Source organism: Actinomadura parmotrematis, assembly GCF_019458805.1.
Taxonomy (GTDB): domain Bacteria; phylum Actinomycetota; class Actinomycetes; order Streptosporangiales; family Streptosporangiaceae; genus Spirillospora; species Spirillospora parmotrematis.
In genome coordinates this window covers 180,419-206,798 of the sequence record NZ_JAIBOA010000015.1, presented here as the reverse complement: position 1 = coordinate 206,798, position 26,380 = coordinate 180,419, and the positions used below count along the sequence as shown (strand labels likewise).

Below are 26,380 nucleotides of genomic sequence, written 5' to 3'. Positions count from 1 at the left end.
TCACGGTGTTGCCTCCTGGGCGGTTCTGGTGCGGGGGGTCGGGTCGCCGCCCGCCGGCGGGTTCAGGAGCGGGAGCCTGATGGTGAAGGTGGACCCGGAGCCCTCCTTGCTCCAGACCGTCACCTGCCCGTCGTGCTTGGTCACGACGTGCTTGACGATGGCGAGGCCGAGGCCGGTGCCGCCGGTCTGGCGGGACCGGGCCGGGTCGACGCGGTAGAAGCGCTCGAAGACCCGCTCCAGGTCGCCCGGCGGGATGCCGATGCCCTGGTCGGTCACGTTGATCTCGGCGTACGCCTCGTCGGCCCGCCGGGTGGCGACCACCACGCGGGTGTTCTCGGGGCTGTAGGCGACGGCGTTGTCGATCAGGTTGCGCAGGGCGGTGACGAGCAGCTCCTCGTCGCCGCGGACCTTCAGCCCGTCCTCGCCGCCCGTGGCGAGCTCGATGCCCTTGGCGCCGGCCTTGACGTGGCCGCGGTCCAGGGCCTCGACGACGACCTCGTCGAGGGACACCGGGTGCAGCTCGGGCAGCGGCTCGTCGCCCTGCACCCGCGACAGCGTCATGAGGTCCTGGACGAGGCTGGTCAGGCGGACCGACTCGTGCTGCATGCGGCCCGCGAAGCGGCGGACGGCTTCGGGGTCGTCGGCGGCGCTCTCGACGGTCTCGGCGAGCAGCGACAGCGCCCCGACGGGCGTCTTCAGCTCGTGGCTCACGTTCGCGACGAAGTCGCGGCGCATCGCCTCGACGCGGCGCATCTCGGTGAGGTCCTCGGCGAGCACCAGCACGAGGCCGTGCGTGCCGAGCGGCGCGACGCGGACGGCGAACCAGCGCCCCTCGCCGCGGACGCGGCCGCGGGCCGGCGCCACCTGCACCTCGGTCTCGCGGATCTCGCCGTCGCGGCGGACCAGGCGGGCCATCGCGAGCAGCTCGTCCACCAGGAGCCGGTCGCCGTGGACGAGGCCGAAGGCGCGGGCGGCCGAGCTGGCGCGCAGCACGCGGTCCTCGCGGTCCACCACCACCGCCGACGAGCGCAGCACGCTCAGCACCGACGCCACCCCGGGCGGCAGCCCCCCGGGTGTCGTCGGCGGGGTGACGACACGCTGGGCTCGCTCGGTCACACGCACCGCCAATCCAGTAGCGAGCCCGACAGCGAGCCCGGCGAGCCCTGTCAGACCCGCGACAATCTCGACCTCCACACATGGGATCGTAGGTGCCATTCGGGACGTTCTCGCACCTTGGGGGACCAAGACGCGGTCGCGTTATCCAGAAGTTCACCTATAACCCCAGGCCGGTTCACGTCGGTCGGGCAGGCTGTGGCGTGGGCGAGTCCGCCCTTCCGGAACCCCCGCCCCCCGCCTATGAGTGACAAGAGGAAACCCCTTGCGCGACGCCTACCATGACGAACTGGACTCCCTCTCCGACAAGCTCGTCGAGATGACGCGGCTGGTCCGGTCCGCGATGGCGCGGGCGACCACCGCCCTGCTGGACGCCGACCTGCGGCTGTCGGAGGAGGTGATCAGCGCCGACGAGCAGGTCAACAAGCTGGAGACCGAGATCGAGGAGACGGTCTTCGAGCTGATGGCCCGCCAGCAGCCGGTCGCCGGCGACCTGCGCACCGTGATCACCGCGCTGCGGATGAGCGGCGACCTGGAGCGCATGGGCGACCTGGCCGTGCACATCGCCAAGACGGCCCGCCGCCGCCACCCGGAGACGGCCGTCCCGCCCGAGCTGCAGGCCACCGTCCTGGAGATGGGCCAGATCGCCGAGCGCATGATCGCCAAGGCCGGGTCGGTGATCGCCTCCAAGGACGTCGACCTCGGCATGGAGCTGGACGCCGACGACGACCAGATGGACCGCCTGCACCGGCGCCTGTTCGACATCCTGCTGTCGCCGAAGTGGAAGCACGGCGTCGAGCCCGCCGTGGACATCACCCTGGCCGGCCGCTACTTCGAGCGCTTCGCCGACCACGCCGTCCACGTCGCCGAGAACGTCGTCTACCTGGCCACCGGGCAGCGCCCCCAGGAGATCATCGACACCCCCTGAACCCTCCCGGACGCGCGAGAGCGGCCGGCCGCGCCCGGGAGCGCCGCCGGCCGCTCTTCGCGTTCGGTCCTACTTCTTGCGGCCGCGGCCGCGCTTCTTGGGGGGCTCGGCGGAGGCGGCCGCCGCCGGGGACTTCGGGGCGCCGGGGACGGGCGCGGCGGGCTTCTTCGCGCCGCCGCCCTGGTTCTTGACGGCCTCGATGGCGGCTTTGGCGGCGGCCGGGTCGAGGTACTCGCCGCCGCGCTTCAGCGGGGCGAAGTCGTCGTCGAGCTCGTAGACGAGGGGGATGCCGGTCGGGATGTTGAGGCCGACGATGTCCTCGTCCGAGACGTGGTCCAGGTGCTTGACCATCGCGCGCAGCGAGTTGCCGTGCGCGGCGACGAGGACGGTCTTGCCGGCGGCGAGGTCGGGGACGACCGCGTCGTACCAGTAGGGCAGCAGCCGGTCCACGACGTCGGCGAGGCACTCGGTGCGCGGGATCAGCTCGGACGGCAGGCCGGCGTAGCGCAGGTCGTTGACCTGCGACAGCGGGTCGTCGTCCTTGATCGCGGGGGGCGGGGTGTCGTAGGAGCGGCGCCAGACCATGAACTGCTCGTCGCCGAACTCCTCGCGCGTCTGCGCCTTGTTCTTGCCCTGGAGGGCGCCGTAGTGGCGCTCGTTCAGGCGCCAGGAGCGCTCGACCGGGATCCACAGCAGGTCGGCCACGTCGAGGGCGATGTTGGCGGTGCGGATGGCCCGCTTCAGCAGCGAGGTGTGCACCACGTCGGGGGTGATGTCGGCGTCCAGGAGCAGGTCGCCGCCCTTGGTCGCCTCGCTCTCGCCCTTGGCGGACAGGTCCACGTCCACCCAGCCGGTGAACAGGCCCTCCGCGTTCCACACACTCTCGCCGTGCCGCAGCAATACCAGGGTCGCCATGCCGCGAATCCTATCGGCCGCCCCCGGACGTCAACGATTCGCCGGGTCGGCGAAGGAGGCGAACGCCTGGAGGTTGGCGAGGCTCTCGCCGCGCTTGACGCGCCAGTCCCACTCCTTCTGGATCGAGGTCTTGAAGCCGCGCTCCAGGGCGCGGTCGAAGTTCTCGTCGGAGTAGGTGAGGACGCAGCCGAGCAGCCGGTCGATCTCGTCGGGGGTGATGGAGGCGAGCGCGACCTTGCCGGTGAGGTGGACGTCGCCGACGTCGTCGAGGGCGAACGACAGGCCGTACATGCGGCCGTTCTTCTCCAGCAGGAAGCGGTAGAAGTCGGCGTGGTTCTCGTCGGGGCGGCGGCAGAAGAACGCCTCGATCGACAGGCTGTGCTCGCCGACGATCAGCCAGGTCATGGTGGCGAGCTTGTGCTGCCCGGGGAGCTTGACGAAGAACGCGTTCTCGCGCGGCCGGTCGAACTCCAGCTCGGCGGAGACGAGCGTCTCCTCGATGACCTTCAGGTAGTGCTCGGTGGACGCGGTCATGCGGTGGCCTCCGCGGGGATCGGCGGTGCGGCCCGCAGGGCCGCCGGAAGTGCGGACACGGCGCCGTCGTAGACGGCGAGGAGCCGGTCGACGGTGGCGTCCCAGCCGAAGTCCTGGGCGTGCCGGACGGCGCCGCGGGCGAGCTTGAGGTGTGCGGCGGGCGCCGCGTGCAGGCGGCGCAGCACGTTGGCGTAGTCGGCCGGGTCGTGGCCGGGGATGAGGACGCCCGACTCGCCGTCGCGGACGGCGGTGCAGAGGCCGCCGACGGCGGCGGCGACGACGGGCGTCCCGCACGCCTGGGACTCGATGGCGACGAGCCCGAACGACTCGTTGTGGGACGGGACGACGGTGACGTCGGCGGCGCGGTACCAGTCGGCGAGGACGCGCTGCGGCGCGGGCGGCTCGAACCGGACGCAGCCGGCGATGCCGAGCTCGGCGGCGAGCCGCTGCAACCCCTCGGGACGCTCGCGGCCGCTGCCGGACGGGCCGCCGACGATCGCGACGACGAGGCGGTCGCGCAGCGCCGGGTCGTCGCGCAGCATGCGGGCGGCGGCGTGCAGCAGCACGTCGGGGGCCTTCAGCGGCTGGATGCGGCCGACGAACAGCAGCACGTAGGCGTCGCGGGGCAGCCGGAGGCGGCGGCGGGCGGGGCCGGTGCGGTGCGGCAGCAGCCCGGTGCTGCGGGCGATCAGCGGCGACTCGGGCTGGAAGAGCGACAGGTCGACGCCGGGGCTCACCGTCGCGACGCGCGCCGGGTCGGCGCCGTACAGCTCGACGAGCTCGCGGGCCTCCTTGGCGGTGTTGGCGACGAGCCGGTCGGACATGCGGACGACCTGGTCCTCGCCGAGCTCGCGCTCGGCGGGCTCGCGCCGCTCGCCGGCGGCGAGCGCGGCGTTCTTGACCTTGGCCATGGTGTGCATGGAGTGCACCAGCGGCACGCCCCAGCGCTGCTTGGCGGCCTGCCCGGCCTGCCCCGACAGCCAGTAGTGGGTGTGCAGGAGGTCGTAGTGGCCGGGGTCGTAGGACGCCTCGGTGCGCAGCACGCCGGAGGTGAAGCCGCAGAGCTGGCGGGGCAGCTCGCCCTTGTCCAGCTCCTCGAAGGGACCGGCGACGACGTTGCGGACGAGCACGCCGGGGGCGAGCTCGACGACGGGCGGCAGCGCCCGCGAGGTGGCCCGGGTGAAGATGTCGACCTCCACGCCGCGCGCGGCGAGGCGCCGCGCGACCTCGACGACGTAGACGTTCATCCCGCCCGCGTCCCCCGTCCCCGGCTGGTCCAGGGGCGAGGTGTGCAAGCTGATCGTCGCAACCCGGGATACACGACGCGACACCGACACCACCTCCGGTAATGCAACCTACCGACCGTCACCGATGTTCCCTCCACCCGGAGCCCATGCACGGACCGCCCCCGCCGTGACCCACGTCACCGGACTTGGAGGGCGCCGCGACCACCTGGAATGCTGTCGGGCATGCGTAAAACGGCGGTGGTGACCGGGGCGAGCAGCGGGATCGGGGCGGCGACGGCGCGGCGCCTCGCGGCGGAGGGCTTCAACGTCGTCGCGGCGGCCCGGCGCCGCGAGCGCCTCGACGATCTCGTCAAGGACGTCGAGGCGAACGTGCCCGGCGCCGGGAAGGTCGTGGCGGTCACGCTGGACGTCACCGACCAGGCGTCGGTGGACGCGCTCGCCGCGGGCCTCGCCGAGTGCCACCTGCTGGTGAACAACGCGGGCGGCGCCGTCGGCCTGGACCCGGTCGCGGGCGCCGACCTGGACGACTGGCGGACGATGTACGAGACGAACGTCCTCGGTCTCGTCCGGGTGACCAAGGCGCTGCTGCCGAAGCTGGTCGCGGGCGGCGCCGGGCACATCGTCAACATCACCTCGCTCGCCGCGCACGTCAACTACGAGGGCGGCGCGGGCTACAACGCGGCCAAGCACGCCGCCTACGCGGTGAACGAGGTGCTGCGGCTGGAGCTCGTCGCCGAGCCGGTGCGGGTCACCGAGGTCGCGCCGGGCCTGGTGAAGACCGAGGAGTTCAGCCTCGTCCGGTTCAAGGGCGACGAGGCGAAGGCCGCCAAGCCCTACCAGGGCGTGCCGGAGCCGCTCGTCGCCGAGGACGTCGCCGACTGCGTGGCGTGGGCGGCGACGCGGCCCGCGCACGTCAACATCGACCGGATCGACGTGCAGCCGCGCGCCCAGGCCACCTCCCACAAGGTGCACCGCGTCTGACCAGGGGTGATACCCGTCCGGGCCGGGTAGAGGTCCGGACATGGCGGGAGATGAGGGGGCGTTCGCGCCGCCGCTCGGCGACGCGGGCGCGGACCCGGCGGCGGTGGGCCGGACGGGTGCGGCGGCCGCGCGGCTCGCGGCGGCCGGGCTGCCGGTGACGCCGGGCTTCCACGTGACGACCGGCGCCTACCGCCGGTACATGGAGCTGACGGGCCTGCGCGGCCCCGTCCTGACGGCGGTGCGGTCGGCGGCGAGCCCGGCGGAGGCGGCCGCCGCCATCGCGGAGATGTTCGCCCGGCACCACCTGCCGACCGAGCTGGACGGCGCGGTCCGCTGGGCGGCCGCGCGGATCTCCGGCCGCGACGAGCGCGTGTCGGTCCGCGCCTCCCACCCGGACGCGCCGGGCGAGCCGGCGCCGCCGCCCGCCGACTTCTGGGACGTCCCCGCCGACGGCGACCTGCCGCGCGCCGTCCGCGACTGCTGGGCGTCGCTGTGGAGCGCGGACCGGATCGCCCACCGGGAGCGGGCGGGCGTCCCGCACGAGGACGCCGCCGTGGCGGTGCTCGTGCAGAAGCAGCTCCTGCCGGACGTCGCGGGCGTGCTGAGCACGGTCGCGCCGGTCACCGGCTCCCCCGGCCGCGTCGTGATCAACGCGGTGCGGGGGGCGGGCGCGACGTCGCCGGACCGGCCCGCGCCGCCCGAGACGATCGCGGTGGCGCGGCCGTCCGGACGGGTGATCGGCCGCACCGGCCCCGCCGGGCGGCTGCTCTCCGACGCGCGGGCGGCGGAGCTCGCGGCGCTCGGCGCCCGCGTCGAGGAGGCCGCCGGGGAGCCCGCCGAGGTGCAGTGGGCGCTGGAGGACGGCGCGTTCACCGTCCTGGAGGCCCATCCGCTGGAGGGGCTGCCCGGGGGCGACGCCGTCGAGGCGTGGAACGACACCCCGCACGTCGATCACCTGTGGACGGCGGCGGGGCTCGGCGAGGCCGTCCCGGGCGTCATGACGCCCTGTACATGGTCGCTGGTGCAGATGTTCATGGGCCGGGCGCTGCCCGCCTGGTCGGTGCGCGGCTACCGCGCCTACGGCCGCGTCGGCGGTCGCCTGTACACGGACGCGAGCCGGGCGCGCGCGCTCGGGCTGCCGGTCCGGGTGCCGCCGGGCGTGCGGGTTCCGCGCGCGGGCGTGCCGACGGCGGCGGCCGCAGTCGGTGTCCTGGAGGGGGCGTGGGGCGCGCGGACGGGTCGGCGGCGCGCCGCTGACCTGCGGGACGGTTTCCCCGCGCGCTGCGAGGCGCTGCGCGCCCGGATCGCCGACGTCCGCACGCCCGGCGAGCTGCGCGCGCTCTGGCACGAGGCGGTGCGGCCCGCGTTCCTGAACGCCTGCCGGATGGTGGAGGCCGCCGGATACGGCCGCGCCGGCGACGGCGTCCGCGACGGGCTCGCCCGGCTGGTCGGCGGCGAGGCCGCGGACGCGATGCTCGCGGGCGTCCGCGCCCCGGGCGGCGAGCCGCTCGCCGGATCGGGGCCGCTGGACGGGCTCGCCCGCCTCGCCCGCGGCGACCTGGACGCGGCCGCCTACGTCCGCCGGTGGGGGCACCGGGGGCCGTACGAGTTCGAGGTGGCGGAGCCGCGCCCGGCCGAGGACCCCGGATGGCTGCCGCAGGCGCGCGCCGCCGGTGCGGACGCCGCCGTCCTGCTGGAGCGGCGGCGCGCCGCGAGCCGCGACGCCTGGCGGTTGCTGCGCGAGCGGCACCCGCGCAAGGCCGCCGCGATGCGGCGCCGGCTGGCGCGCTGGGCGCGCGCCGAGGACCGCCGCGAGGGCGCCCGCTCGGAGCTGGCGCGGATGTTCTGGGTGCTGCGCGCCTACGTCGTCCGCGCCGGGGAGCTCACGCTGCAGGGCGACGACGTGTTCCACCTGACGATCGGGGAGGTGCTCGGGCTGCTGCGGGGCGACGACGCCGCGCTGCGGCGCGTCCCGGTCCGCCGCCGCACCTACGAGCGGTACCGGGCGCTGCCGCCGTACCCGGCGCTGATCCGCGGCGCGTTCGACCCGTTCGCGCCGCGCCCCGGCCGGGACGGCGCCTCGGCCGCCCGGATCAGCGGCCTGGCGGGCGCGGCGGGCCGGGCCGCCGGCCCCGTCCGCGTCGCGGCGTCCCCGGCGGACGCCGCCGGCCTGCGGGACGGCGAGATCCTCGTGACGACCGCGACGAACGCGGGCTGGGCGCCGCTGTTCCCGCGCGCCGCCGCCGTCGTCACCGAGGCGGACGCGCCCGCCTCGCACGCCGCGGCGCTGGCCCGCGACCTCGGCATCCCGGCGGTGGTCGGCGCCCTGGACGCGACCGCCCGCCTCCGCACCGGCGACCGCGTCGAGGTCGACGGCACCGGCGGCACCGTCACCCGCCTCTGACCCCCCGCCCGACGACCACCCGGTCATCACTCGTTGACTTGCGGCGTGTTGGGCTCGTGGAACGTTCCAGGGAGCCCAACACGCCGCATCTCAACGAGGGGCGACGGACTGCCAGGGGAGGGTGAGCTCGCCCAGGCGCAGGCGGGGGCGGCCGCCGTAGGGGGCGTGGCGGTGGACGGGCCAGGTGCGGGCGAGGAGGTCCACGGCGGCGGTCCAGCGGGCGCGGGGGCCGAACGCCGACTGGGGGGCGGCGGTGGCCCAGGCCCAATCGAAGTCGGCGAGCAGGGCGTGCACGGGCTCGCCCGGGACGTTGCGGTGGATGAGCGTCTTCGGGAGGCGCTCGGCGAGGTCGGACGGGCGGCCGAGGGCGGGCAGGTGGGCGGCGAAGGTGATCGTGCGCGGGCCCTCGGGGCCGAGCGCGACCCAGACGGCGCGGCGGCCGATCTCGTCGCAGGTGCCCTCGACGAGGACGCCGGCGGGGTCGAGGCGCCCGCACAGGTCCGACCAGGCGCGCCAGGCGTCGGCCTCGGCGTACTGGCGGAGCACGTTGAACGCGCGGACGAGGACGGGCGGCCGGTCCACCGGCAGCTCGAACCCGCCGCGCCGGAACGACAGCCCCGGGTACGCGCCGCCGGACGCCGCCACGAACGCGGTCCCGGCGGCGACGCGGGCGGGCTCGATCTCGACGCCGGCGACCTCCAGGCGCGGCGCGACGGCGCGGAGCCGCGCGTACAGCTCGACGGCCGTCACCGGCGACGCGCCGTAGCCGAGGTCGACGGCGAGGGGGCGGTCGCCGGCGCGCAGCGCGGACCGCTGCGTGGCGGCGATCCAGCGGTCGACGCGGCGCAGCCGGTTCGGGGCGGTGGTGCCCCGGGTGATCTCCCCCTGGGGCTTGGTCGGGCGGGCCATCCCCCCGATTGTCCCGCGTCCGGCGGACCTGGCGGGCCCACCTCGATAAGCGATCGGTTACGGTGATCCCCCAGGTGACCGAGACGTCCCGAGGAGAGCCGAATGCCCCAGCTCGACCTGGCCGCCCTGCACGAGGCGGTCGCCGCCGCGATCCCCGACCGGGAGTGCCTGGTCTGGGAGGACCGGCGGTGGACGTGGCGCGAGGTCACCGGGCGCAGCCGCCGCCTCGCGCACGTCCTGCGCGAGCACGGCCTCGGGCGCCGGGACGAGGACGTGCCGTCCTGGGAGTCACCGCACGACCACCTGGCGCTGTACCTGCACAACGGCCCGGAGTACCTGGAGGGCCTGCTCGGGGCGCACAAGGCGCGGGTCGCGCCGTTCAACGTCAACTACCGGTACGTGGACGACGAGCTGGCGCAGCTCTTCGGCGACGCCCGCCCCGCCGCGATCCTGTACCACGCGCGCTTCGCGCCCGCGATCGAGCGGGTCGTGCACAGGATGGACCGCGTCCCGCTGCTGCTGCAGGTCGCCGACGCGTCCGGCGTCCCGCTGCTGGAGGGCGCGCTCGACTACGAGCAGTCCCTCGCCGCCGCCGACGACGCCCCGCTGCCCGTCCGCACGAGCCCCGACGACCTGCACATCCTCTACACCGGCGGCACCACCGGCCTGCCCAAGGGCGTGCTGTGGCGGATCGGGGACCTGATGGTGGGCCCGCTCGGCCTCGTCCGCCGCGACGGCTCCCCGATCGACGACCTGGACGAGGCCGTCGCGCGCGCCGCCAAGGGCGCGCACCGCGTCCTCGTCGGGCCGCCGATGATGCACGGCGCGGGCACCTGGTCGGCGCTCGGCGGCTGGTGCGGCGGCGGCTGCGTGGTGTTCCCGTCCCGGGTGGACGGCCTGGACGCCGCCGACCTGCTGGACACCGCCGAGCGCGAGGGCGTCACCCGCATCCCGCTCGTCGGCGACGCCTTCGCCCGCCCGATCCTGGCCGAGCTGGACCGCGCCCGCGCCGCGGGGAGCCCCTACCGGCTGCCCCGGCTGCGCACCCTGCTGAACTCGGCCGCCGCGATCAGCCCCGACGTCAAGGCGCGCGTCCTGGAGCACCTGCCGCACGCGCGGATCGCCGACGTGCTGGGGTCGTCGGAGAGCGGCTTCGCGGTCACCCGCACCGGCGCCGCCGCCCGCACGTTCGCGATGGCGCCGGGCGGCGCGGTGCTGAGCGCCGACCGCGCCCGCCGCCTCGCGCCCGGCGAGGACGAGCTGGGCTGGCTCGCCAAGGGCGGCGCCCTCCCGCTCGGCTACCTCGGCGACCCGGTCAAGACCGACGCGACGTTCCTCACCGTGGACGGCGCCCGCCTCGTCGTCCCCGGCGACCGCGCCCGGCTGCTCGCCGACGGCACCGTCGAGGTGCACGGCCGGGAGGCCACCACGATCAACACCGGCGGCGAGAAGGTGTTCGCCGAGGAGGTCGAGGGCGTGCTGCGCGACCTGCCCGGCGTCGCCGACGCGCTGGTCGTCGGGCGGCCGAGCGAGCGCTGGGGCACCGAGATCGTCGCGGTACTGCGCCCGGCGGCCGCGCCGGGCGACGCCGCGCTCCGGGACGGCTGCGCCCGGCTGCTCGCCCGCTACAAGATCCCCAAGGCGTTCCTGCGGACCGACGCCGGCCTCCGCCTGCCGAACGGCAAGGCCGACTACGCCGCCGCCCGCGCCCTGGTGGCCGCGGAAGCCGCGGACGCCGCGGAGACCGCCCTGGCACCGGCCGAAGATCGCGGGCATGCTGGCTGAGTGCCCGACATCACCTCCCTGCTCGCCGACCTGGCCGCCGAGGGCGACGCGCTGGACGCGCTCGTCGCCCCGCTGGACGCGGCCGGCTGGGCGACCCCCACCCCCGCCCCCGGCTGGACGGTCACGCACCAGGTCTCGCACCTGGAGTGGACCGACCGGCAGTCGCTCGCCTCGATCGAGGGCCGCTTCGACGACGTGCTGATCGAGGCCGCCGCCGACCCGGGCGGCCTCGTCGAGGCGGGCGCCGCCGCCGGCACCGCGCTCCCCCACGGCGAGCTCCTCGCGCGCTGGCGGGCCGGCCGCGCCGCCCTCGTCACCGCCCTCGCCGGGGTTCCGGACGGCACCAAACTCCCCTGGTTCGGGCCGCCGATGGGCGCCGCGTCGATGGCCACCGCCCGGATCATGGAGACGTTCGCGCACGGCCAGGACGTCGCCGACGCCCTCGGCGCCGCGCGCCCGGCGACCGCGCGGCTCCGCCACGTCGCGCACATCGGCGTCCGCACCCGCGACTTCGCCCACGCCAACCGGGGCCTCGCCCCGCCCGCCGAGCCGTTCCGCGTCGAGCTGGCCGCACCCGACGGATCGCGGTGGGCATGGGGCCCCGAGGACGCCGCGCAGCGCGTCGCCGGGCCCGCGCTGGACTTCTGCCTGCTGGTCACCCAGCGCCGCCACCGCGCCGACCTCGCGCTGACCGCCGACGGCGCGGACGCCGACCGGTGGCTGGACATCGCGCAGGCGTTCGCCGGGCCGCCCGGTGCCGGCCGGCCCGCCGCCGAGGCGGACGCCTGAGAGATCGGCCACTCCCCCGATTGGGCGATGCCGGTTTTGGACATGACCGGAACATGACCATTCTGATCGCCTATGACGGTTCCGAGGACGCGCGGACGGCCATCGAGTACGCGGCCCGCACCGTCAAGCAGGAGGGCGAGCGCGCCGTCCTGCTGACCGTGTGGGAGCCGCTCCTCACCCAGATGGCGTGGGCGCCGCTCGCCATCCCCGTGCCCGCCGGGGACCCGGACAGCGAGCGGTACGAGGAGGAGAACGAGGCCCACAAGCTCGCCGCGCAGGGCGTCGAGCTGGCGCGGAAGGCCGGCTGGGCGGACGTCACCGCCCGCGCCGAGCGCAACAACGGGCCGATCTGGTCCACCATCGTGGACGTCGCCGAGGAGCTGGACGCCTCGCTGATCGTGATCGGCTCGCGCGGCCTGTCGGGCGCCAAGTCGATGCTCGTCGGCAGCGTCTCCAACCGGGTGCTGCACCACGCGCACCGGGCGACGCTCGTCGTGCCGCCCGTCCGCAAGGAATGACGGCCCGGAGTCAGCCGCCGAGGGCCTTCTCGAAGGCCGCGAGGGCGTCCCCGGTGAACAGCACGAACCGCACGTCCCCGACCCGCGTCGGGGTCGAGCGCACGGTGCCGACCGCGATGCGCGCCGCGTCGTCCATGGGCCACCCGTAGATGCCCGCCGACACCGCCGGGAAGGCCACCGACGCGGCGCCGAGCTCGTCGGCGACCCGCAGTGACTCCCGGTAGCAGGACGCGAGCTGGTCGGAGCGGTCGGCCGACCCGCTGTAGACCGGGCCGACGGTGTGGATCACCCAGCGGGCGGGCAGCTCGCCCGCCGTGGTCGCGACCGCTCGCCCGGTCGGCAGCCCGCCGCCGTAGTGCGAGGCGCGGAGCCGCCGGCACTCGTCGAGGATCGCCTTGCCGCCCCGGCGGTGGATGGCGCCGTCCACCCCGCCGCCGCCGAGCAGCGAGGAGTTGGCGGCGTTCACCACCGCGTCGACGTGCTGCTCGGTGATGTCGCCGCGCACGAGTGTGATCTGCATGGTCCCCCTCCGCCGGGGTGTCGTCGGATGCTCCCGCTCGCAACATAACCGCAGCCGCGGCCGCCGGGGACCGGACGTGGCCACCCGGTCACGCCGCGGGCGGGGCGGGGCGCGCGGACCGGCGGGCGACACGCGGTCGCGAACGCGCTGGTCAAGATGGCGGAACGGGGCGGATGGGCCATACTGGATCCGATCGCCGGGCGGGCCGCGCCGCGCGGGCGTCCGCGATCGCAGCGCCGGAGAGACGATCAGGTGGTCGGGGCCGCCCCGCGGGGGCGGTGAACGGGGGCGGGCGCGGTCTATGCTGCCGTCAGGACGACCACAATGACGTGCAAGTCGTGGAGGTTCCCCCCTTGAAGATCTTCGTTGCCGGGGCGACCGGCGTCGTGGGCGGCCGGCTCGTTCCCGCACTCGTGCAGGCCGGTCACGAGGTGGCCGGGACGACGCGCCGCGCGGCCCGCACGGACGCGATCTCCGCGCAGGGCGCGACGCCGGTGGTCCTCGACGTGCTGGACGCCGCCGCGGTCCGCGCCGCCGTCGCCGCGCACCGCCCCGACGTCATCGTGCACCAGCTCACCGACCTCGCGGGCGAGGACTTCGAGGCCAACGGGCACCTGCGCGTCGTCGGCACCCGCAACCTGGTGGACGCCGCGCTCGCCGCGGGCGTCGGCGCGATGGTCGCGCAGAGCATCGCGTGGCTGTACCGGCCGGGCCCCGGGCCCGCCGTCGAGTCCGACCCGCTGGACCCGGCGCTGCCGCCCTACAAGGGCGTGCACGCGCTGGAGGAGGCCGTCGCGGAGATGCCGCGCGGCGTCGTGCTGCGCTACGGCGCGCTCTACGGCCCCGGCACCTGGTACGCGCCCGACGGCGCGATCGCCGAGCGGGTGCGGCTCGGCACGCTGAAGCCGACGCCGGCGTGGACGTCGTTCGTGCACGCCGACGACGCGGCCGCCGCCGCGGTCGCCGCGCTGGACTGGCCGGCCGGGCCGGTCAACATCGTCGACGACGAGCCCGCGCAGAACGCCGAGTGGCTGCCGGTCTACAGCGCCGCGCTGGGCGCGCCGACGCCCGCGACGCCGCGGCACGCCGCCGCGACGGGCCGCCCGGTGTCCAACGCGCGCGCCGCCGAGCTCGGCTGGAAGCCGCGGATCCCGTCCTGGCGCGAGGGCTTCGCCCGCATGGCGTGACCCGCACGGCGTGACCCGGGGGCCGGGCGTGCGGCCGGGGTCACGCCTGCCCGGTCTCGATCCGGCTGATCTTGTCGCCGGACCGGGTGAAGCGCCAGGCGGTGCGCATCTCGCCCCAGGTGTCGTTGCGGAAGCGGGCGGTCAGGGCGAGGCCGTCGGCGCGCTCGCCGAGGAGCGCGAACCGGCCGTGCGCGTCGAAGATCTCCCGGTCGATCCAGTCGCCGAGGTCGCGGTCGGTGCCGTCGTCGGAGAGCGTGGCGTCGGGCGTCAGCACGGCGAGGAAGGCGTCCCGGTCGCCGGCGTTGATCGCCGCGACGAGGGCCCGGACGGCGGGGTCGCTCGGTGTCGTCATGTTCCGCTCCTTCCCGCGGCGGCCCGCCGCCCGCGCCGCCCCGGGTCAAGATCTCGCGATATCGCGGGCTCGCTGGTGAGCGCGCGGTCGGCGAGGGCGAGGAGGACGGCGGCGCCCGCGAGGGCCGCGGCCGCCAGCAGGAGCGCGGCGCCGCCGAGGCCGGCGGCCGTGCCCGCGAGCGCGGCGCCCGCCGCCGAGACCGCGACCTTGAGGCCGGCGCTCGTCACGAACACCTGCGCGCGGGCGGCGGGCGGCGCGTAGGCGGCCCGCGCGGCGAGCGTCGCGGTGAACGAGGCGGCGTTGCCCGCGCCGACCAGCGCGAAGCCCGCGAGCGCCCAGCCGAGCGACGGCGCGAGCGCGCACGCGGCGGTGACGGCGCCGAGGACGGTGAACAGCCGCAGCGCGGCGCGCTCGGGGTCGCCGCGCAGCGGGACGGCCGTGACGAGCAGTCCCCCGGCGAGGTTGCCCGCGCCGTAGGCGACGGTCAGCGCGCCCGCCGCGCCCGGACGGCCCGCCAGGTGCGGGCCGAGCAGGCCCGCGATCACCGGCATCGCGCCGAGCTGCACCGCCGTCAGCAGGGTGAGGACGGTGACGCGGCGGAGCGGGCCGGGCGCCGCCAGGACGCGCACCCCGCTCCACGTCCCGCCCGTCCCGTCCCTCGCCGGGACGGGCGCGGGGACGGGCGGCAGGCTGAGCGCGAGAACCGAGGCGACGACGGCCGCCGCGCTCAGCGCGAGCACCGCCGCGAGCGGCCCGGCGAGGGCCGCGAGGCCCGCGACCAGGGCGGGCCCGGCCGTCCCGCCGATGCCGTAGGTGAGCGCGTCCCAGCCCTGCGCGCGGGCGCTGGAAACGCCCGCGAGGCGGCTGCTGAGGCCGCCGGTCAGCAGCGGTCCGCAGGCGCCCGCGACGGCCACGGCGGCGAGCGCCACCGGCAGCCGCCCGACGGTGAGCGCCCCGGCGGCGAGCGCCGTCCCGTAGAGCAGGTAGGACGCGGCGAGCAGGCGGCGGCCGTCGCGGGCGCGGTCCAGGCGCGCCGCGAGCCAGGGTCCGGCGAGGTGCGGGGCGCTCAGCGCCGCCGCGAGCAGGCCGCCGGACAGCGCCCCGCCGTGCTCCAGCGCGAGCAGGACGAGGCCGACGGCCGCGCCGCCGTCGGCGCCGCGCACCAGCACGGCGGTGGCGAGGTAGCGGAGCGGTACGGCGGGCGGACGCATGGGGGGCTCTCCCGTCACCGGACAGTGGGGTTACTCCACCTTGCCCGGCCCGGCGTCACCGGTCAATATGGTGACGTGGACGCCTTCCTCAGCGGCCGGCCGTGCCTGGACCTCACGACGACGCTCCGGGTCCGCCACCGCGAGCAGCCCGTCGAGACCCTCCGCACCCCCGCCGACCTGGGCGCCTGGATCGCCGCCTCGGGCCTCTGCGAGGCGCCCGTCGAGGTGGACGCCGGCGGGCTGCGGCGCGCCCGCGCGCTCCGCGAGGCCGTCTACCGCATCGGGCATCCGGCGGGCGCGCCCGCCCCGGACGACGTGGCGGCGCTGAACGCGGCGGCGTCCCGCCCGCCGCTCGTGCCGCGCCTCGTGGACGGGACGGTGTACCGCTCGGGCGGCTTGGACGCGGTGCTGTCGACGCTCGCGCGCGACGCGATCGACCTGTTCGGCGGCCCGCACGCCGCGCGCGTCCGCGAGTGCGCGCACCCCGATTGCAGCCGCCTGTTCCTGGACGTCTCGCACGCCGGACGGCGTCGCTGGTGCGGCATGGCGGCGTGCGGCAACAAGGCGAAATCGGCCGCCTACCGGCGCCGCCAGGAGCAGCCCTGAGTCACACGTCGGCGATTTCCACGCTGTGGACGGCTTCCGGATGGGCCGCCGCCAGCAGCCGCCGGGCCTCGTCCTCCGCCTCGGCGGCAACACCTGCGGGAAGCGGCCGGTACGGCTCGATCCGCACGGACGCCTTGCCGCGCGCCGCCTCCATCTTCCACTGGCCGTGCACGAACCCGTCGACCAGCAGCGCCGCGCGGATGATCCCGTTGACGGTGAACAGCCGCTTGCGATCGGGCTCGCTGAGGATCCGGGCGCGGTCGGCGTGCGAGAGCGTCAGGTTGTCGAAGTCGGGCACGAGCCGGACGGGCGCGGGGACGTCGCCGCCGGGGCGCGGCGCGTCCGGCAGGTCGTACAGGACGCGGCCCTCCTCGTCGCGGAACCGGACGAGCCGGCCGGCGAGCCGCTCGAACACCGCGTTCAGGCGGGTGAGGCCCGACCACTGCTGGGCGTCGCGGACGGACGCGGGCCCGAACGCGGCGAGGTAGCGGAGCACCATCTCCTCGGCGTCGGGCTCGGTCGCGAGCGCCTCGGGGTCGTCCGCGAGCCAGCCGCCGAGGACGGTGTGCCGGGCGAGGCCGCCCTTGCCCCACACGCCGCGCGGCGGCACCTGGACGAGCGGCAGGCCGTAGTGGACGGCGCGGGCGAGCGTCTCGGGGTCCTCGTCCGGCCACTTCTCGGCGAGCAGCGCCCGCAGCTCCTTCGCCGAGTACGGCGCGGCGGCGAGCAGCTCGGCGCCGTGCGCGAGGACGGCGTCCAGGTCGGGGAGGCGGAAGGCGGCGACGTGCCGGTCCATGATCGGCTGCACGAGCGGCCGCAGCAGGACCGCGTCGCGGGCGCTGACCAGGTGGATCGTGCCGCGCATCAGCAGCACGCGGACGGCGCGGCGGCTCGTCAGCAGCTCGGCGAGCTCGGCGAAGTCGAAGCCCGCCAGCCGCGTCCAGAGGCCGACGTAGGGCGGGTTCGGGGCCTGGCTCTGCATGCCCGCGAGGCGCTCGACGGCGTCGAGGGCGGGCAGGGCGCGGCGTTCCAGGAGCATCTGGCGGGCCAGCAGGGCGCGGTTCAGCGCGCGGCGGTCCAGGACGTCAGCCGTCATAGCGGTCGCGCAGCTCCTGCCAGTCGGGGGCGGGGCCGGGCAGCGGCCCGGCGCCGGTGCGGGCCAGCCCGTCCAGCATCAGCGCGAGGTAGCGGTGCTGGAGGACGCCCATCCGCTCGTCGTCGCCGATGCGGACGGTGTGCAGGTACTCCAGGATCACCGAGACGTCGCCGACCTCGACATCGGGGCGGAGGACGCCCGCCGCCTTGGCGCGGTCGAGGAGCTCCCGCGTGGCGGCGTGGATGCGGCGGCCCTTGGCGCTCATCTCCGCGGTGACCGGGAACTCCCCGGCGAGCCGCATGGTGATCGCACCGGCGCCCAGGTCGAGGCAGCGGTGCAGGAACGCCGCGAGGGCGTCCCGCAGGGCGGCGGCGCCCGCGCCCTCGGTGGCGGCGAGGGCGCCCTCGACCTGCGCGAGGTAGCGGTCCATGCCGTCGTCGGCGAGGTGCTGGAGGAGGCCCTCCTTGCTCCCGTACCGCCGGTACAGGGCGCTGATGCCGACGCCGGCGCGCTCGGCGACGGCCGCGATGGGCGCGCCGGGGTCGGCGGTGAAGACCGCCCGCGCGGCCTCGCGGATCAGCTCGTCGTTGCGCGCCGCCTGCGCGCGGCGGCCGCTGAGCGGCGGTCCCGCGGTGCTCTCCATGATCCCAGCATACCGGAACGGATAATTCCGTTCTACTCGGCGAGGAGGCCGAGCCGGTGCGCGACGGCCGCCGCCTCGGTGCGGGACGCCACGTCCAGCTTGGCGAGGATGTTGGACACGTGCACGCCCGCCGTCCGCCCGGAGATGAACAGCCGCTCGCCGACCTGCCGGTTCGACAGGCCCTCGGCGACGAGCCGCAGCACCTCGGCCTCGCGGCGGGTGAGCCCGGACGGGCCGCCGTGCGCGGGCGGCGCGGGAAGCGCGGCGCCGAGCCGCTCGGCGATCTCGGCCGCCTCGGCGCGCTCGCGGGGCCCGCCGCTGCGGGCGAGCGCCTGCGCGACCTGGTAGGGCTGCCGCAGGTCCCGCCACGCGCCGATCGCGTCCGCCCAGGGGCCCCGCCCGGTCTCGGCGCGGTAGGTGGCGCGGTGCGCGGCGTCCACCGGGCCGTGGACGGGCAGCGCGTCCGCGAGCGCGGCGGCGTCCACCGGGAGCAGCGCGCCGACGGCGGCGAGCGGCCAGGAGAAGCGCGGGATCGCGGTGTCGACGGGGGCCTCCCGCCAGATGGCGGCGGCGCCCTCGGCGTCGCCGGCGGCGAGCGCGAGGCGGCAGCGCAGCTCGTAGAGCGGCAGCCGGAACATCGCGCCGGGGTAGCCGGCGCCGAGCACGGCGCGGGCCGCGTCGGCGGCGGCGCCCGCCTCGTCCGGGCGGCCCCGCGCCAGCGCGATCGTGCCGAGGCCGATCTGCGCGATGGCGGCGAACAGCGGCGGCGGCTCGACGTCCAGGGCCTCGTCCAGCAGGGCGCGCGCCTCGTCCCAGCGGCCGAGCGCGATGAGCGCGTCGGCGGTCTTGGCGGCCAGGCCCGCGCCCTGGTCGCGGGCGAGGCCGATGCGGCGGGCGGTGGCGAGGCCGTCGCCGACGGCGTCCAGGGCCTCGGTGTAGCGGCCCGCGCCGAGCAGCACGTCGGCCTCGGCGAGCGAGGCGATGACGAGCGGGCCGTGTTCCGCGCCGCCGTCCAGGGCGAGGCGCCGGGCCTCGACGCAGCGCGCCCGGCCCGTCTCGGCGTCGCCCTCCAGCGCGTCGATCGAGCCGATGGTGAGCAGCGCCCACGCGCGGACGCCGTCCTCGGCGGAGGTGAGCGCGGCCTCGGCGTGGCGGCGCGCCTCGGCGAAGCGGCCGAGCAGGAACAGCCGGTTCGCCAGCGTCGCGGTGACGCGCTCCCGCAGGCCGCCGCCCGCGGGCGCGAGGGCGAGGCTGCGGCGCAGGTCGTCCAGGGCGTCCTCGCCCAGGCGGTGCCGCAGCGCGCTGCGCTCCTTCAGCAGGACGGCGGCGCGCTCGCCGCCGTCCTCCCCGCAGAGGGCGAGGGCCTCGCTCGCGTACCGGACGCCCTTCACCGCCTCGCCCGCCGACAGGCACGCCGACGCCGCGAGCGCCAGCACGTCCGCGCGGTCGACGTCCGGGACGGTCGCCGGGACCTCGTCCCACAGGTCGAGGACGCGCTCCAGGAACCGCAGCCGCTCGTGGTGGGCGAAGACCTCGGCGGCGGCGCCCGCCGCCTCCCACGCCGCGTCGAACGCGCGCTGCCGCTCGCCCGCCGCGTGCCAGTGCGTGGCGCGGGCGGCCGGATCGGGCGCGGCGGCGGCGAACTCGGCGTGCAGGCGCGCGCGCTCGCCGGGCAGCAGGTCCTCGTAGACGGCCTGCCGGAGCAGCGCGTGCCGGAACCGGTAGCCGTCGCGCTCGACCAGCAGCAGCCCGCGCGCGACCGCCGGGCGCAGGTCCTCCTCGTCCAGGCAGCCGATCGCGGCGAGCAGCGGCCGCTCGATGCGCTGGCCCGCGACGGACGCGCCGCGCAGCGCCCGGCGGGACGCGGCGGGCAGCTCGCGGTAGCCCGCGAGCAGCAGGTCCCGCAGCTCGGCGGGGGTGCCGTCCGGGGCGTCCAGCAGGGCTTCGGCGAACAGCGGGTTGCCCTCGCTGCGCCGGTGGATCTCGCCGAGCCGGCCGTCCGCGCGGCCGCCGAGCATCGCGGCGAGGTCGCGGCGCCCGAGCGGGGCGAGCGGGACGCGCCGCACGCGCGGCAGGCGGGCGAGGCCCGCGACGAGCGCGCGCGTCGGATGGCCGTCGGGCAGGTCGCCGGTGCGGAAGGTGCAGGCCAGCAGGACGCCGGGGCGGGACACGTTGCGGGCCAGGAAGGCGAGCAGGTCGCGGCTGGAGGGGTCCGCCCAGTGCAGGTCCTCCAGGACGACGACCTGCGGGCGCGCCTCGACCAGCGCGAGGACGTCCTCGAACAGCCGCACCCGGCCGCTCCCGGGATCGGGGGCGCCGTCCGGCTCGCCGAGGGCGGGCAGCCAGTGCGCGAGGCCGCGGCGTCCCGCGCCGGGCAGCAGCGCCCCGGCGCGCTCGGCGCCGAGATCGCGGACGACGGCGCGCAGCACCGCGACGAACGGGCCGTAGGGCAGCTCGCCCGCACCGGCGGCGACGCAGCCGCCCTCCACGACCGGGACGCCGTCCAGGCCCGCCGCGAACTCGGCGACCAGGCGGGACTTGCCGATCCCGGCCTCGCCCTCGACCAGCACCACGCCGGGCGCGTCCCGGTGGGCCCGGCGCAGCGCGGCGAGCTCGTCCGCGCGACCGGCGAAGACCACCGCCGCACCTCCCTGAACACCACGGGCCGGGAATCTGAAGAAGCCGCGCCCCCCGGCTCAGTATTCCTCCCGATGCGGCGCGGGTGCTCGGCCGACGAGCGTGGACCGCATGAGATCCCTTGCACCGCTCCCGGTGATCCTGGCGGCGACGTTCATGGCCTCGTTCGACTTCATGGTCGTCAACGTCGCGACCCCGTCCTTCCGGCACGACCTCGGCGCCGGGCCCGCCGCGCTGGAGCTGATCGTCGCCGGGTACGCCTTCACCTACGCCTCCGGGCTGGTCACCGGCGGCCGGCTCGGCGACCTGTACGGGCACCGGCGGCTGTTCGCGCTCGGCATGGCCGCGTTCGCGCTCGCCTCGCTGCTCTGCGGGCTCGCGCCGACGGCCGGGTGGCTCGTCGCCGGGCGGCTGCTGCAGGGCCTCACCGCCGCCGCGATGGTGCCGCAGGTGCTCGCGCTCATCACCGCCGTGCTCCCGGCGGCCGACCGGCCGCGCGGCATGGCCTGGTACGGCGCCGTCCTCGGCGGCGGCGGGGTGCTCGGGCAGGTGGCCGGCGGCGCCGTCGTGGACGCGTGGGGGTGGCGGCCGATCTTCCTGGTGAACGTGCCGGTCGGGCTCGCGGCGGCGGCGCTCGCCGTCCGCGTGCTGCCGCCGGGCGGCGGGCCGCGCGCCCGGCTGGACGTGCTCGGCGCGGCGGGCCTATCGGGCGGGCTCGCGCTGCTGCTCGTCCCGCTCGTCCTCGGCCGCTCCGAGGGCTGGCCGGTGTGGATCCGGGCGTGCCTCGCCGCGTCCGTCCCGGTCCTCGCCGCGACGCTGTGGTGGGAGCGGCGGCGGCCCGCGCCGCTGCTGGACCTCGCGCTGTTCCGGTCGCGCGCCTTCAGCGTCGGGCTGGCGATCAACGTGGCGTTCATGGCGGCGTTCGGCGCGCTGAACCTGGTCGTGACGCTGCTGCTGCAGACGGGCCTGCACCGGACGCCGTTGCAGGCCGGGCTGACTTACGGGCCGATGGCGCTGACGACGATGGTCGCGTCGCTGGCGGCCCGCCCGCTGCTCGCCCGCGCCCCGCGCGCGGTGATGGTCACCGGCGCGGTCCTGTCGGCGCTCAGCACCCTGCTACCGGCGCTGGAGCTGCACGTCGCGGGCGCGTCGGTGACGGCGCCGGTCCTCGCGCTGTCGCTGCTGCCGCTCGGCGCCGGGTCGGGCCTGCTGCTGCCCGCCGTCATCGGCGCGGTGCTGGCGGGCGTGGAGCCGGCGCGGGCGGGCGGCGCGTCCGGCGTCCTGTCGACGGCGCAGCAGTTCTCGGGCGCCCTCGGCGTCGCGGGCATCGGCACGCTGTTCTTCGCGCTCGGACCGGTCGTGCGCGCCGCCGAGGGCGCCCTGTGGGCGGTGACGGGCCTCGCCGCGCTCGCCGCCGCCCTCGTCCCCCTGCTGCCCGTGCCCGGCCGCGCCCCCGCCGCGCGGCCGGAGGCGGCCCGTCAGGGCGCGCCCGCGGAGTCCGGCACCGCGTAGTCCATGCCCATGGCGGCGCGGACCTCGGCGAGGGTGGCGTCCGCGACCTCGTTGGCGCGGGCGTTGCCCGCGGCGAGGACGCGCAGCAGCTCGCCGGGGTCGGCGGCGAACTCGGCGCGGCGGGCGCGCAGGGGGCGGAAGAAGGTGTTGACGGCGTCGATCGCCGCCTTTTTCAACGCCGCCGCGCCCGCCCCGCCGATGCCGGCGGCGACGTCCTCGGGCGCGCGGCCCTCGCAGAGGGCGGTCAGCAGGACCAGGTTGGCGACCTCGGGACGCCGCTCGGGGTCGTAGGCGATGTGCCGGTCGGCGTCGGTCTTCGCGCGGCGCAGCAGGCGCGCCGTCTCGTCCTCGGTGGCCGACAGGGCGATGGCGTTGCCGCGGCTCTTGCTCATCTTGCCGCCGTCGGTGCCGAGCAGCAGCGGCGCGTCCGACAGCAGCGCCTCCGGCACCGGGAACACCGGCCCGTAGCGCTCGTTGAAGCGGCGCGCGACCGACCGGGTGATCTCCTGGTGCGGGAGCTGGTCGCGGCCGACCGGCACCAGGTCGGCCTTGCAGAACAGGATGTCGGCGGCCTGATGGACGGGGTAGGTGAGCATCAGCCCGCTGACCGTCCGCCCGGACGCGCGCACCTCGTCCTTCACCGTCGGGTTGCGGCGCAGCTCGGCGTCGGTGACCAGGGACAGGAACGGCAGCAGGAGCTGGTTCAGGGCGGGCACCGCGCCGTGCGCGAAGATCGTCGAGCGGGCCGGGTCGATGCCGCAGGCCAGGTGGTCGGCGAGCAGCCCGAGGACGTGCTCGCGCAGGCGGGCGGCGACGTCGCGGTCGGTCAGCACCTGGTAGTCGGCGATCAGCACGAACGTGTCGACGCCCAGGTCCTGGAGCCGGACGCGGTTGGCGAGGGTGCCGAAGTAGTGGCCGAGGTGCAGCGGGCCGGTCGGGCGGTCGCCGGTGAGGATGCGGAACGCGGCCGGGTCGGCGGCGATCCGCGTTTCGAGGTCGTCCATGGTCTTCTCCGTTTCGGGACAGGGGGGCGGCCCGGCCGGAAAAGGAGAAGCGGCCGCCCCGAGGGGACGGCCGCGCGTCGAGGGGCCGTCCTAGGACGGCCGCCAGGTGCGACGCGGGTTCATCATGGGTCCAGCATAGCCCGCAGCGCCGCCTCGGCCGCCGACCCGCGGTCGGCCGCGCAGACCACCAGCGTCTGGTCGGGGTCGACCGCCAGGTGCATCGCCTCGTAGCCGAGGACCAGCTCGCCCGCCTCGGGGTGGCGGACGCGCAGCGTCCCGCCGGGCGGCTCGTCCGTCGGGCGCTCGGCCCACCACCGGCTGAACTCCGCGCTCGCGAGCGACAGCTCGCCGACCAGGTGCGCAAGGCGCGGGTCGTCGCGGTGCCGGCCCGCGTCGAGGCGCAGGTCCCCGACGGCGCGGCGGGCGACGCGGGACCAGTCGGGGAAGGCCCGCCGCACGTCCGGGTCGAGGAACAGCAGCCGCACCATGTTGCGCTCGCCGGGGGCGAGCAGCGGGAAGTCGGCGACGAGCCGGGTCGCCAGCCGGTTCCAGGCGAGCACGTCCAGGCGGCGGCCGAGGACCAGCGCGGGGGCCGCCTCCATCGTCTCCAGCACCTGGAGGAGCTGCGGCCGGACGAGCTGCACCTCCGGCGCGCGCGCGCCTCCGGGCCGGGCCAGCTCGTGCAGGTGGCGGCGCTCAACCTCGGACAGGCGCAGCACCCGCGCGAGGCCGTCGAGCACCTCCTCGGACACGTTGAGGTCGCGGCCCTGCTCCAGCCGCGCGTAGTAGTCGGCGCTGATGCCGGCCTCCGCCGCGACCTCGGAGCGGCGCAGGCCGGGGACGCGGCGCCGCCCGCCGGCCGCGTCCAGCCCGAGGTCGGCCGGGGACAGCCGGGCGCGGCGGGCGTGGAGGAACGCGCCCAGCTCGGTTCGACGGTCCACCCGCCCAGTATGCGGGGGAGGACGCCGCGAGGTGAGGAAGTCAGCGGATTATCCACTACGGGATCGGTTGGTAGCCTGGGCGGCATGACGTCCATGAGGCCCTCGGCCGCCGAGGTCGACCTGTCCTACCTGCTCGACCACACCGGCCACGTGCTGCGCTCCAAGATGGCGGCGGCGCTGGCCGGAATCGGTCTCACCGCCCGCATGCACTGCGTCCTCGTGCACGCGCTGGAGGAGGAGCGGACGCAGATCCAGCTCGCCGAGATCGGCGACATGGACAAGACCACGATGGTGGTGACCGTCGACGCCCTGGAGAAGGCCGGCTACGCCGAGCGCCGCCCGTCCAGCACCGACCGCCGCGCCCGCATCATCTCGGTGACGCCGGCCGGGGCGAAGGTCGCCGCCGAGAGCCAGCGCCTCGTCGACGGCGTCCACGAGGACGCCCTCGCGTCCCTCCCGGACGGCGAGCGCGAGGTCTTCCTGCGCGCCCTCAACCGCCTCGCCACCGGCCACCTGGCCGAGCCCGCCGAGGCCCCCGCCCCCGTCCGCCGCCCCCGCGCCCGCACCTGAACGGGCCGCGGCAAGAAAGATCCGATAAATATAGTCTGCAACGGAATCATCTGTTAGCGTCTTTCCTGTCCACCTCGGAACAGGAGAGATCCGATGCCCGCTTCCTCCCGCAACCGCTGGGCGGCCCTCGCCGTGCTGTGCGCCGGCACGCTGATGGTCGTCCTGGACGGCAGCATCGTCACCGTGGCGCTGCCCGCGATCCAGCGCGACCTGCGCTTCTCCCCCGGCGGCCTGACCTGGGCCGTCAACGCCTACATGATCGCCTTCGGCGGGCTGCTGCTGCTCGGCGGGCGGCTCGGCGACCTGCTCGGGCGGCGGCGGGTGTTCGTCGCCGGGCTGGTGCTGTTCACCGCCGCCTCGCTGCTCTGCGGCGCCGCGACGAGCCCCGCGACGCTGGTCGCCGCGCGGTTCGCGCAGGGCGCCGGCGGGGCGCTCGCCTCCGCCGTCGCGCTCGGGATGATCATCACGCTGTTCCCCGAGCCCGCCGAGCGCGGCAGGGCGCTCGGCGCGTTCGCCTTCACCGGCTCGGCCGGCGCGTCCATCGGCCAGGTCCTCGGCGGCGTCCTCACCGACGCGCTGAGCTGGCACTGGGTGTTCCTGATCAACCTGCCGCTCGGCGCCGCCGCCGTCGCCGGCGCGTTCCGCCTGCTGGAGCGCGACGCGGCGCCCGGCACGGTGCGCGGCGCGGACGGCCTCGGCGCGGTGCTGGTGACGGGCGGCGCGATGGCGGGCGTCTACGCGATCGTCCGGTTCGACGCGACGGGCGTGTGGTACGCGGCCGCGTCCGTCCTGCTGCTCGCCGCGTTCGCCGCCCGGCAGGCGGCCGCCGCCGCCCCGCTCCTGCCGCTCCGCGTCCTGCGGCCGCGCAACGTGTGGGGCGCCAACCTGATCCAGCTGCTCCTGCTCGCCGGGCTGTTCAGCTTCCAGGTGCTGATCACGCTCTACCTCCAGGACGTCCTCGGCTACGGCGCGACCGCGACCGGCCTCGCGATGCTGCCCGCCGCACTGTCCATCGGCGCCGTCGCGCTCGGCCTGTCGGCCCGCGCCATCGCCCGGCTGGGCGAGAGGACCGCGCTCGTCATCGGCCTGGTGCTCCTGCTCGCCGCCCGGTTCTGGCTGGTCCGGCTGCCCGCCGACGGGAACTACCTGGTGGACGTCCTGCCGCTGATGCTGCTGTCGGGCGGCTTCGGGCTCGCGATCACCGCGCTCACCGGGCTCGGCATGTCCGGGGCCGCGCCCGAGGACGCGGGCGTGACGTCCGGGCTGTTCAACACCACCCAGCAGATCGGCGCCGCGCTCGGCGTCGCCGCCCTCACCACGCTCGCCGCCGCGCACAGCGACGGCCCGCGCGACGTCGGCGGCTACCACCTGGCGTTCGCGGTGGGCGGCGCCCTGCTGCTCGCCGCGCTCGCCCTCACCCTGCTCGTCCTGCGGCGCCCGAAGGCGGCGGACGCCCCTGCCGCCGAGGACGCGCCCGTCACCGCCCACGCCTGACAAGGAGAGACCGATGACCTACGGACCCGGCCAGGGCCCCGGCCCGAAGAAGCTCGCCGGCGGCGACCTGGAGGCGATCCTCGCCGCCCAGCCGTTCGGCGTCCTCGCCACCAACCGCGCGAGCGGCCATCCCCACCTGTCCACGGTGGTGTTCGCCTGGGACGCCGCCGAGCGGACGATCAGGATCTCCACCGTCGAGGGCCGCCTGAAGGTCCGGCAGCTCCGGACCGACCCGCGCGCCGCGCTGCACGTCGCCACGCCCGACCATCTCGGCTTCGCGGTGGTCGAGGGGACGGCGGAGCTGTCGGCGCCGTCCGCCGAGCCGGGCGACGCGGTCGGCCGCGAGCTGCTCGCGATGACGCCCGGCTACCCCGACCCGGCCGACGAGCGGGCCTTCCTGGAGCAGATGGCCAAGGACCGCCGGCTCGTCGTCCGCCTCCGCGCGGACCGCCTCTACGGCACCGTCCTCGCGGACTGAGCCCGC

Annotated in this window: 25 protein-coding genes; 12 read left to right on the top strand and 13 right to left on the bottom strand. The window is 76.5% G+C overall.

What is annotated here, in order from left to right; all coding sequences use genetic code 11:
* Window positions 1–1,194, bottom strand: coding sequence for a sensor histidine kinase (locus tag K1Y72_RS23610; protein ID WP_220168607.1), 1,194 nt, complete (start codon window positions 1,192–1,194; stop codon window positions 1–3).
* Window positions 1,195–1,378: 184 nt separating this feature from the next.
* Here K1Y72_RS23610 and phoU point away from each other — a divergent pair, with 184 nt between their 5' ends.
* The gene (phoU, locus tag K1Y72_RS23605) at window positions 1,379–2,041 is read left to right on the top strand and encodes a phosphate signaling complex protein PhoU (RefSeq protein ID WP_220168606.1); all 663 of its coding nucleotides are present in this window, start codon (window positions 1,379–1,381) and stop codon (window positions 2,039–2,041) included.
* A gap of 69 nt (window positions 2,042–2,110) precedes the next feature.
* On the opposite strand, the gene K1Y72_RS23600 is transcribed toward phoU, so the two are convergent.
* From K1Y72_RS23600 to mshA, 3 genes are read right to left on the bottom strand one after another with little or no spacing between them, the layout of a single operon-like run.
* Entirely contained in the window at window positions 2,111–2,956 is an 846-nt protein-coding gene (locus K1Y72_RS23600) for a phosphoglyceromutase (protein WP_258573413.1), read from the bottom strand.
* 30 nt (window positions 2,957–2,986) lie between these two features.
* On the bottom strand, window positions 2,987–3,490 hold the full coding sequence (locus K1Y72_RS23595; protein WP_220168605.1) for a type III secretion system chaperone family protein: 504 nt from the start codon (window positions 3,488–3,490) through the stop codon (window positions 2,987–2,989).
* The gene (gene mshA / locus K1Y72_RS23590) at window positions 3,487–4,821 is read right to left on the bottom strand and encodes a D-inositol-3-phosphate glycosyltransferase (protein ID WP_220168604.1); all 1,335 of its coding nucleotides are present in this window, start codon (window positions 4,819–4,821) and stop codon (window positions 3,487–3,489) included. Before mshA ends, K1Y72_RS23595 begins: the two co-directional genes overlap by 4 nt.
* A gap of 138 nt (window positions 4,822–4,959) precedes the next feature.
* Here mshA and K1Y72_RS23585 point away from each other — a divergent pair, with 138 nt between their 5' ends.
* Both K1Y72_RS23585 and K1Y72_RS23580 read left to right on the top strand, forming a co-directional pair.
* A complete protein-coding gene (locus tag K1Y72_RS23585) occupies window positions 4,960–5,718 on the top strand; it encodes an SDR family NAD(P)-dependent oxidoreductase (protein ID WP_220168603.1) in 759 nt (252 codons plus the stop codon).
* 40 nt (window positions 5,719–5,758) lie between these two features.
* Entirely contained in the window at window positions 5,759–8,122 is a 2,364-nt protein-coding gene (locus tag K1Y72_RS23580) for a PEP/pyruvate-binding domain-containing protein (protein ID WP_220168602.1), read from the top strand.
* A gap of 90 nt (window positions 8,123–8,212) precedes the next feature.
* On the opposite strand, the gene K1Y72_RS23575 is transcribed toward K1Y72_RS23580, so the two are convergent.
* Window positions 8,213–9,031, bottom strand: coding sequence for a class I SAM-dependent methyltransferase (locus K1Y72_RS23575; RefSeq protein WP_220168601.1), 819 nt, complete (start codon window positions 9,029–9,031; stop codon window positions 8,213–8,215).
* Window positions 9,032–9,133: 102 nt separating this feature from the next.
* Between K1Y72_RS23575 and K1Y72_RS23570 the strand changes: the two genes are divergently transcribed.
* From K1Y72_RS23570 to K1Y72_RS23560, 3 genes are read left to right on the top strand one after another with little or no spacing between them, the layout of a single operon-like run.
* Window positions 9,134–10,816 (top strand): AMP-binding protein, encoded by a 1,683-nt coding sequence (locus K1Y72_RS23570; protein ID WP_220168600.1) that lies wholly within the window; start codon window positions 9,134–9,136, stop codon window positions 10,814–10,816.
* A complete protein-coding gene (locus K1Y72_RS23565; RefSeq protein WP_220168599.1) occupies window positions 10,817–11,605 on the top strand; it encodes a TIGR03084 family metal-binding protein in 789 nt (262 codons plus the stop codon).
* A 53-nt stretch (window positions 11,606–11,658) separates the two neighbouring features.
* Window positions 11,659–12,123 (top strand): universal stress protein, encoded by a 465-nt coding sequence (locus K1Y72_RS23560; protein ID WP_220168598.1) that lies wholly within the window; start codon window positions 11,659–11,661, stop codon window positions 12,121–12,123.
* A gap of 10 nt (window positions 12,124–12,133) precedes the next feature.
* On the opposite strand, the gene K1Y72_RS23555 is transcribed toward K1Y72_RS23560, so the two are convergent.
* On the bottom strand, window positions 12,134–12,643 hold the full coding sequence (locus K1Y72_RS23555; protein ID WP_220168597.1) for an O-acetyl-ADP-ribose deacetylase: 510 nt from the start codon (window positions 12,641–12,643) through the stop codon (window positions 12,134–12,136).
* Window positions 12,644–12,996: 353 nt separating this feature from the next.
* Here K1Y72_RS23555 and K1Y72_RS23550 point away from each other — a divergent pair, with 353 nt between their 5' ends.
* Complete coding sequence (locus tag K1Y72_RS23550; protein ID WP_220168596.1) at window positions 12,997–13,830, top strand: NAD-dependent epimerase/dehydratase family protein; 834 nt, start codon at window positions 12,997–12,999, stop codon at window positions 13,828–13,830.
* A gap of 40 nt (window positions 13,831–13,870) precedes the next feature.
* Here the strand turns inward: K1Y72_RS23550 and K1Y72_RS23545 are convergent, their stop codons facing one another.
* Both K1Y72_RS23545 and K1Y72_RS23540 read right to left on the bottom strand, forming a co-directional pair.
* On the bottom strand, window positions 13,871–14,182 hold the full coding sequence (locus K1Y72_RS23545) for a nuclear transport factor 2-like protein (protein WP_220168595.1): 312 nt from the start codon (window positions 14,180–14,182) through the stop codon (window positions 13,871–13,873).
* On the bottom strand, window positions 14,179–15,393 hold the full coding sequence (locus K1Y72_RS23540; RefSeq protein ID WP_220168594.1) for an MFS transporter: 1,215 nt from the start codon (window positions 15,391–15,393) through the stop codon (window positions 14,179–14,181). Before K1Y72_RS23540 ends, K1Y72_RS23545 begins: the two co-directional genes overlap by 4 nt.
* Before the next feature lie 75 nt (window positions 15,394–15,468).
* On the opposite strand from K1Y72_RS23540, the gene K1Y72_RS23535 reads away from it, so the two are divergent.
* Window positions 15,469–15,999, top strand: a complete 531-nt coding sequence (locus K1Y72_RS23535; protein WP_220168593.1) for a CGNR zinc finger domain-containing protein — start codon at window positions 15,469–15,471, stop codon at window positions 15,997–15,999.
* A 1-nt stretch (window position 16,000) separates the two neighbouring features.
* Here the strand turns inward: K1Y72_RS23535 and K1Y72_RS23530 are convergent, their stop codons facing one another.
* The 3 genes from K1Y72_RS23530 to K1Y72_RS37300 are packed head-to-tail and all read right to left on the bottom strand — an operon-like array spanning window position 16,001 to window position 20,377.
* Complete coding sequence (locus K1Y72_RS23530; protein WP_220168592.1) at window positions 16,001–17,095, bottom strand: winged helix DNA-binding domain-containing protein; 1,095 nt, start codon at window positions 17,093–17,095, stop codon at window positions 16,001–16,003.
* Window positions 17,085–17,738: a TetR/AcrR family transcriptional regulator gene (locus tag K1Y72_RS23525; protein ID WP_220168591.1), complete on the bottom strand. Its 654-nt coding sequence runs from the start codon at window positions 17,736–17,738 to the stop codon at window positions 17,085–17,087. Before K1Y72_RS23525 ends, K1Y72_RS23530 begins: the two co-directional genes overlap by 11 nt.
* Window positions 17,739–17,770: 32 nt before the next feature.
* Entirely contained in the window at window positions 17,771–20,377 is a 2,607-nt protein-coding gene (locus K1Y72_RS37300) for an ATP-binding protein (RefSeq protein WP_220168590.1), read from the bottom strand.
* 109 nt (window positions 20,378–20,486) lie between these two features.
* On the opposite strand from K1Y72_RS37300, the gene K1Y72_RS23515 reads away from it, so the two are divergent.
* The gene (locus K1Y72_RS23515) at window positions 20,487–21,887 is read left to right on the top strand and encodes an MFS transporter (RefSeq protein ID WP_220168589.1); all 1,401 of its coding nucleotides are present in this window, start codon (window positions 20,487–20,489) and stop codon (window positions 21,885–21,887) included.
* On the opposite strand, the gene trpS is transcribed toward K1Y72_RS23515, so the two are convergent.
* Both trpS and K1Y72_RS23505 read right to left on the bottom strand, forming a co-directional pair.
* Complete coding sequence (gene trpS, locus K1Y72_RS23510; protein ID WP_220168588.1) at window positions 21,854–22,891, bottom strand: tryptophan--tRNA ligase; 1,038 nt, start codon at window positions 22,889–22,891, stop codon at window positions 21,854–21,856. The genes K1Y72_RS23515 and trpS overlap by 34 nt on opposite strands.
* Window positions 22,892–23,013: 122 nt before the next feature.
* Window positions 23,014–23,832, bottom strand: a complete 819-nt coding sequence (locus tag K1Y72_RS23505) for a helix-turn-helix transcriptional regulator (protein WP_220168587.1) — start codon at window positions 23,830–23,832, stop codon at window positions 23,014–23,016.
* An 84-nt stretch (window positions 23,833–23,916) separates the two neighbouring features.
* Between K1Y72_RS23505 and K1Y72_RS23500 the strand changes: the two genes are divergently transcribed.
* The 3 genes from K1Y72_RS23500 to K1Y72_RS23490 all read left to right on the top strand — a co-directional run bounded on the left by K1Y72_RS23500 (window position 23,917) and on the right by K1Y72_RS23490 (window position 26,374).
* Window positions 23,917–24,402 (top strand): MarR family winged helix-turn-helix transcriptional regulator, encoded by a 486-nt coding sequence (locus K1Y72_RS23500; protein ID WP_220168586.1) that lies wholly within the window; start codon window positions 23,917–23,919, stop codon window positions 24,400–24,402.
* A gap of 93 nt (window positions 24,403–24,495) precedes the next feature.
* Entirely contained in the window at window positions 24,496–25,896 is a 1,401-nt protein-coding gene (locus K1Y72_RS23495; RefSeq protein WP_220168585.1) for an MFS transporter, read from the top strand.
* Window positions 25,897–25,909: 13 nt separating this feature from the next.
* Window positions 25,910–26,374 carry a TIGR03618 family F420-dependent PPOX class oxidoreductase gene (locus K1Y72_RS23490; RefSeq protein WP_220168584.1) on the top strand — a complete coding sequence of 155 codons (465 nt, stop codon included), beginning with the start codon at window positions 25,910–25,912 and terminating at the stop codon, window positions 26,372–26,374.
* Window positions 26,375–26,380: the final 6 nt, after the last annotated feature.

Excerpts from the sequence above, each read along its gene's own strand:
- K1Y72_RS23600 (WP_258573413.1), bottom strand. The coding sequence starts at position 2,956 with ATGGCGACCCTGGTATTGCTGCGGCACGGCGAGAGTGTGTGGAACGCG.
- K1Y72_RS23595 (WP_220168605.1), bottom strand. The coding sequence starts at position 3,490 with ATGACCGCGTCCACCGAGCACTACCTGAAGGTCATCGAGGAGACGCTC.
- K1Y72_RS23585 (WP_220168603.1), top strand. The coding sequence starts at position 4,960 with ATGCGTAAAACGGCGGTGGTGACCGGGGCGAGCAGCGGGATCGGGGCG.
- K1Y72_RS23580 (WP_220168602.1), top strand. The coding sequence starts at position 5,759 with ATGGCGGGAGATGAGGGGGCGTTCGCGCCGCCGCTCGGCGACGCGGGC.
- K1Y72_RS23575 (WP_220168601.1), bottom strand. The coding sequence starts at position 9,031 with ATGGCCCGCCCGACCAAGCCCCAGGGGGAGATCACCCGGGGCACCACC.
- K1Y72_RS23570 (WP_220168600.1), top strand. The coding sequence starts at position 9,134 with ATGCCCCAGCTCGACCTGGCCGCCCTGCACGAGGCGGTCGCCGCCGCG.
- K1Y72_RS23560 (WP_220168598.1), top strand. The coding sequence starts at position 11,659 with ATGACCATTCTGATCGCCTATGACGGTTCCGAGGACGCGCGGACGGCC.
- K1Y72_RS23555 (WP_220168597.1), bottom strand. The coding sequence starts at position 12,643 with ATGCAGATCACACTCGTGCGCGGCGACATCACCGAGCAGCACGTCGAC.
- K1Y72_RS23545 (WP_220168595.1), bottom strand. The coding sequence starts at position 14,182 with ATGACGACACCGAGCGACCCCGCCGTCCGGGCCCTCGTCGCGGCGATC.
- K1Y72_RS23540 (WP_220168594.1), bottom strand. The coding sequence starts at position 15,393 with ATGCGTCCGCCCGCCGTACCGCTCCGCTACCTCGCCACCGCCGTGCTG.
- K1Y72_RS23530 (WP_220168592.1), bottom strand. The coding sequence starts at position 17,095 with ATGACGGCTGACGTCCTGGACCGCCGCGCGCTGAACCGCGCCCTGCTG.
- K1Y72_RS23525 (WP_220168591.1), bottom strand. The coding sequence starts at position 17,738 with ATGGAGAGCACCGCGGGACCGCCGCTCAGCGGCCGCCGCGCGCAGGCG.
- K1Y72_RS23515 (WP_220168589.1), top strand. The coding sequence starts at position 20,487 with ATGAGATCCCTTGCACCGCTCCCGGTGATCCTGGCGGCGACGTTCATG.
- trpS (WP_220168588.1), bottom strand. The coding sequence starts at position 22,891 with ATGGACGACCTCGAAACGCGGATCGCCGCCGACCCGGCCGCGTTCCGC.
- K1Y72_RS23500 (WP_220168586.1), top strand. The coding sequence starts at position 23,917 with ATGACGTCCATGAGGCCCTCGGCCGCCGAGGTCGACCTGTCCTACCTG.
- K1Y72_RS23495 (WP_220168585.1), top strand. The coding sequence starts at position 24,496 with ATGCCCGCTTCCTCCCGCAACCGCTGGGCGGCCCTCGCCGTGCTGTGC.
- K1Y72_RS23490 (WP_220168584.1), top strand. The coding sequence starts at position 25,910 with ATGACCTACGGACCCGGCCAGGGCCCCGGCCCGAAGAAGCTCGCCGGC.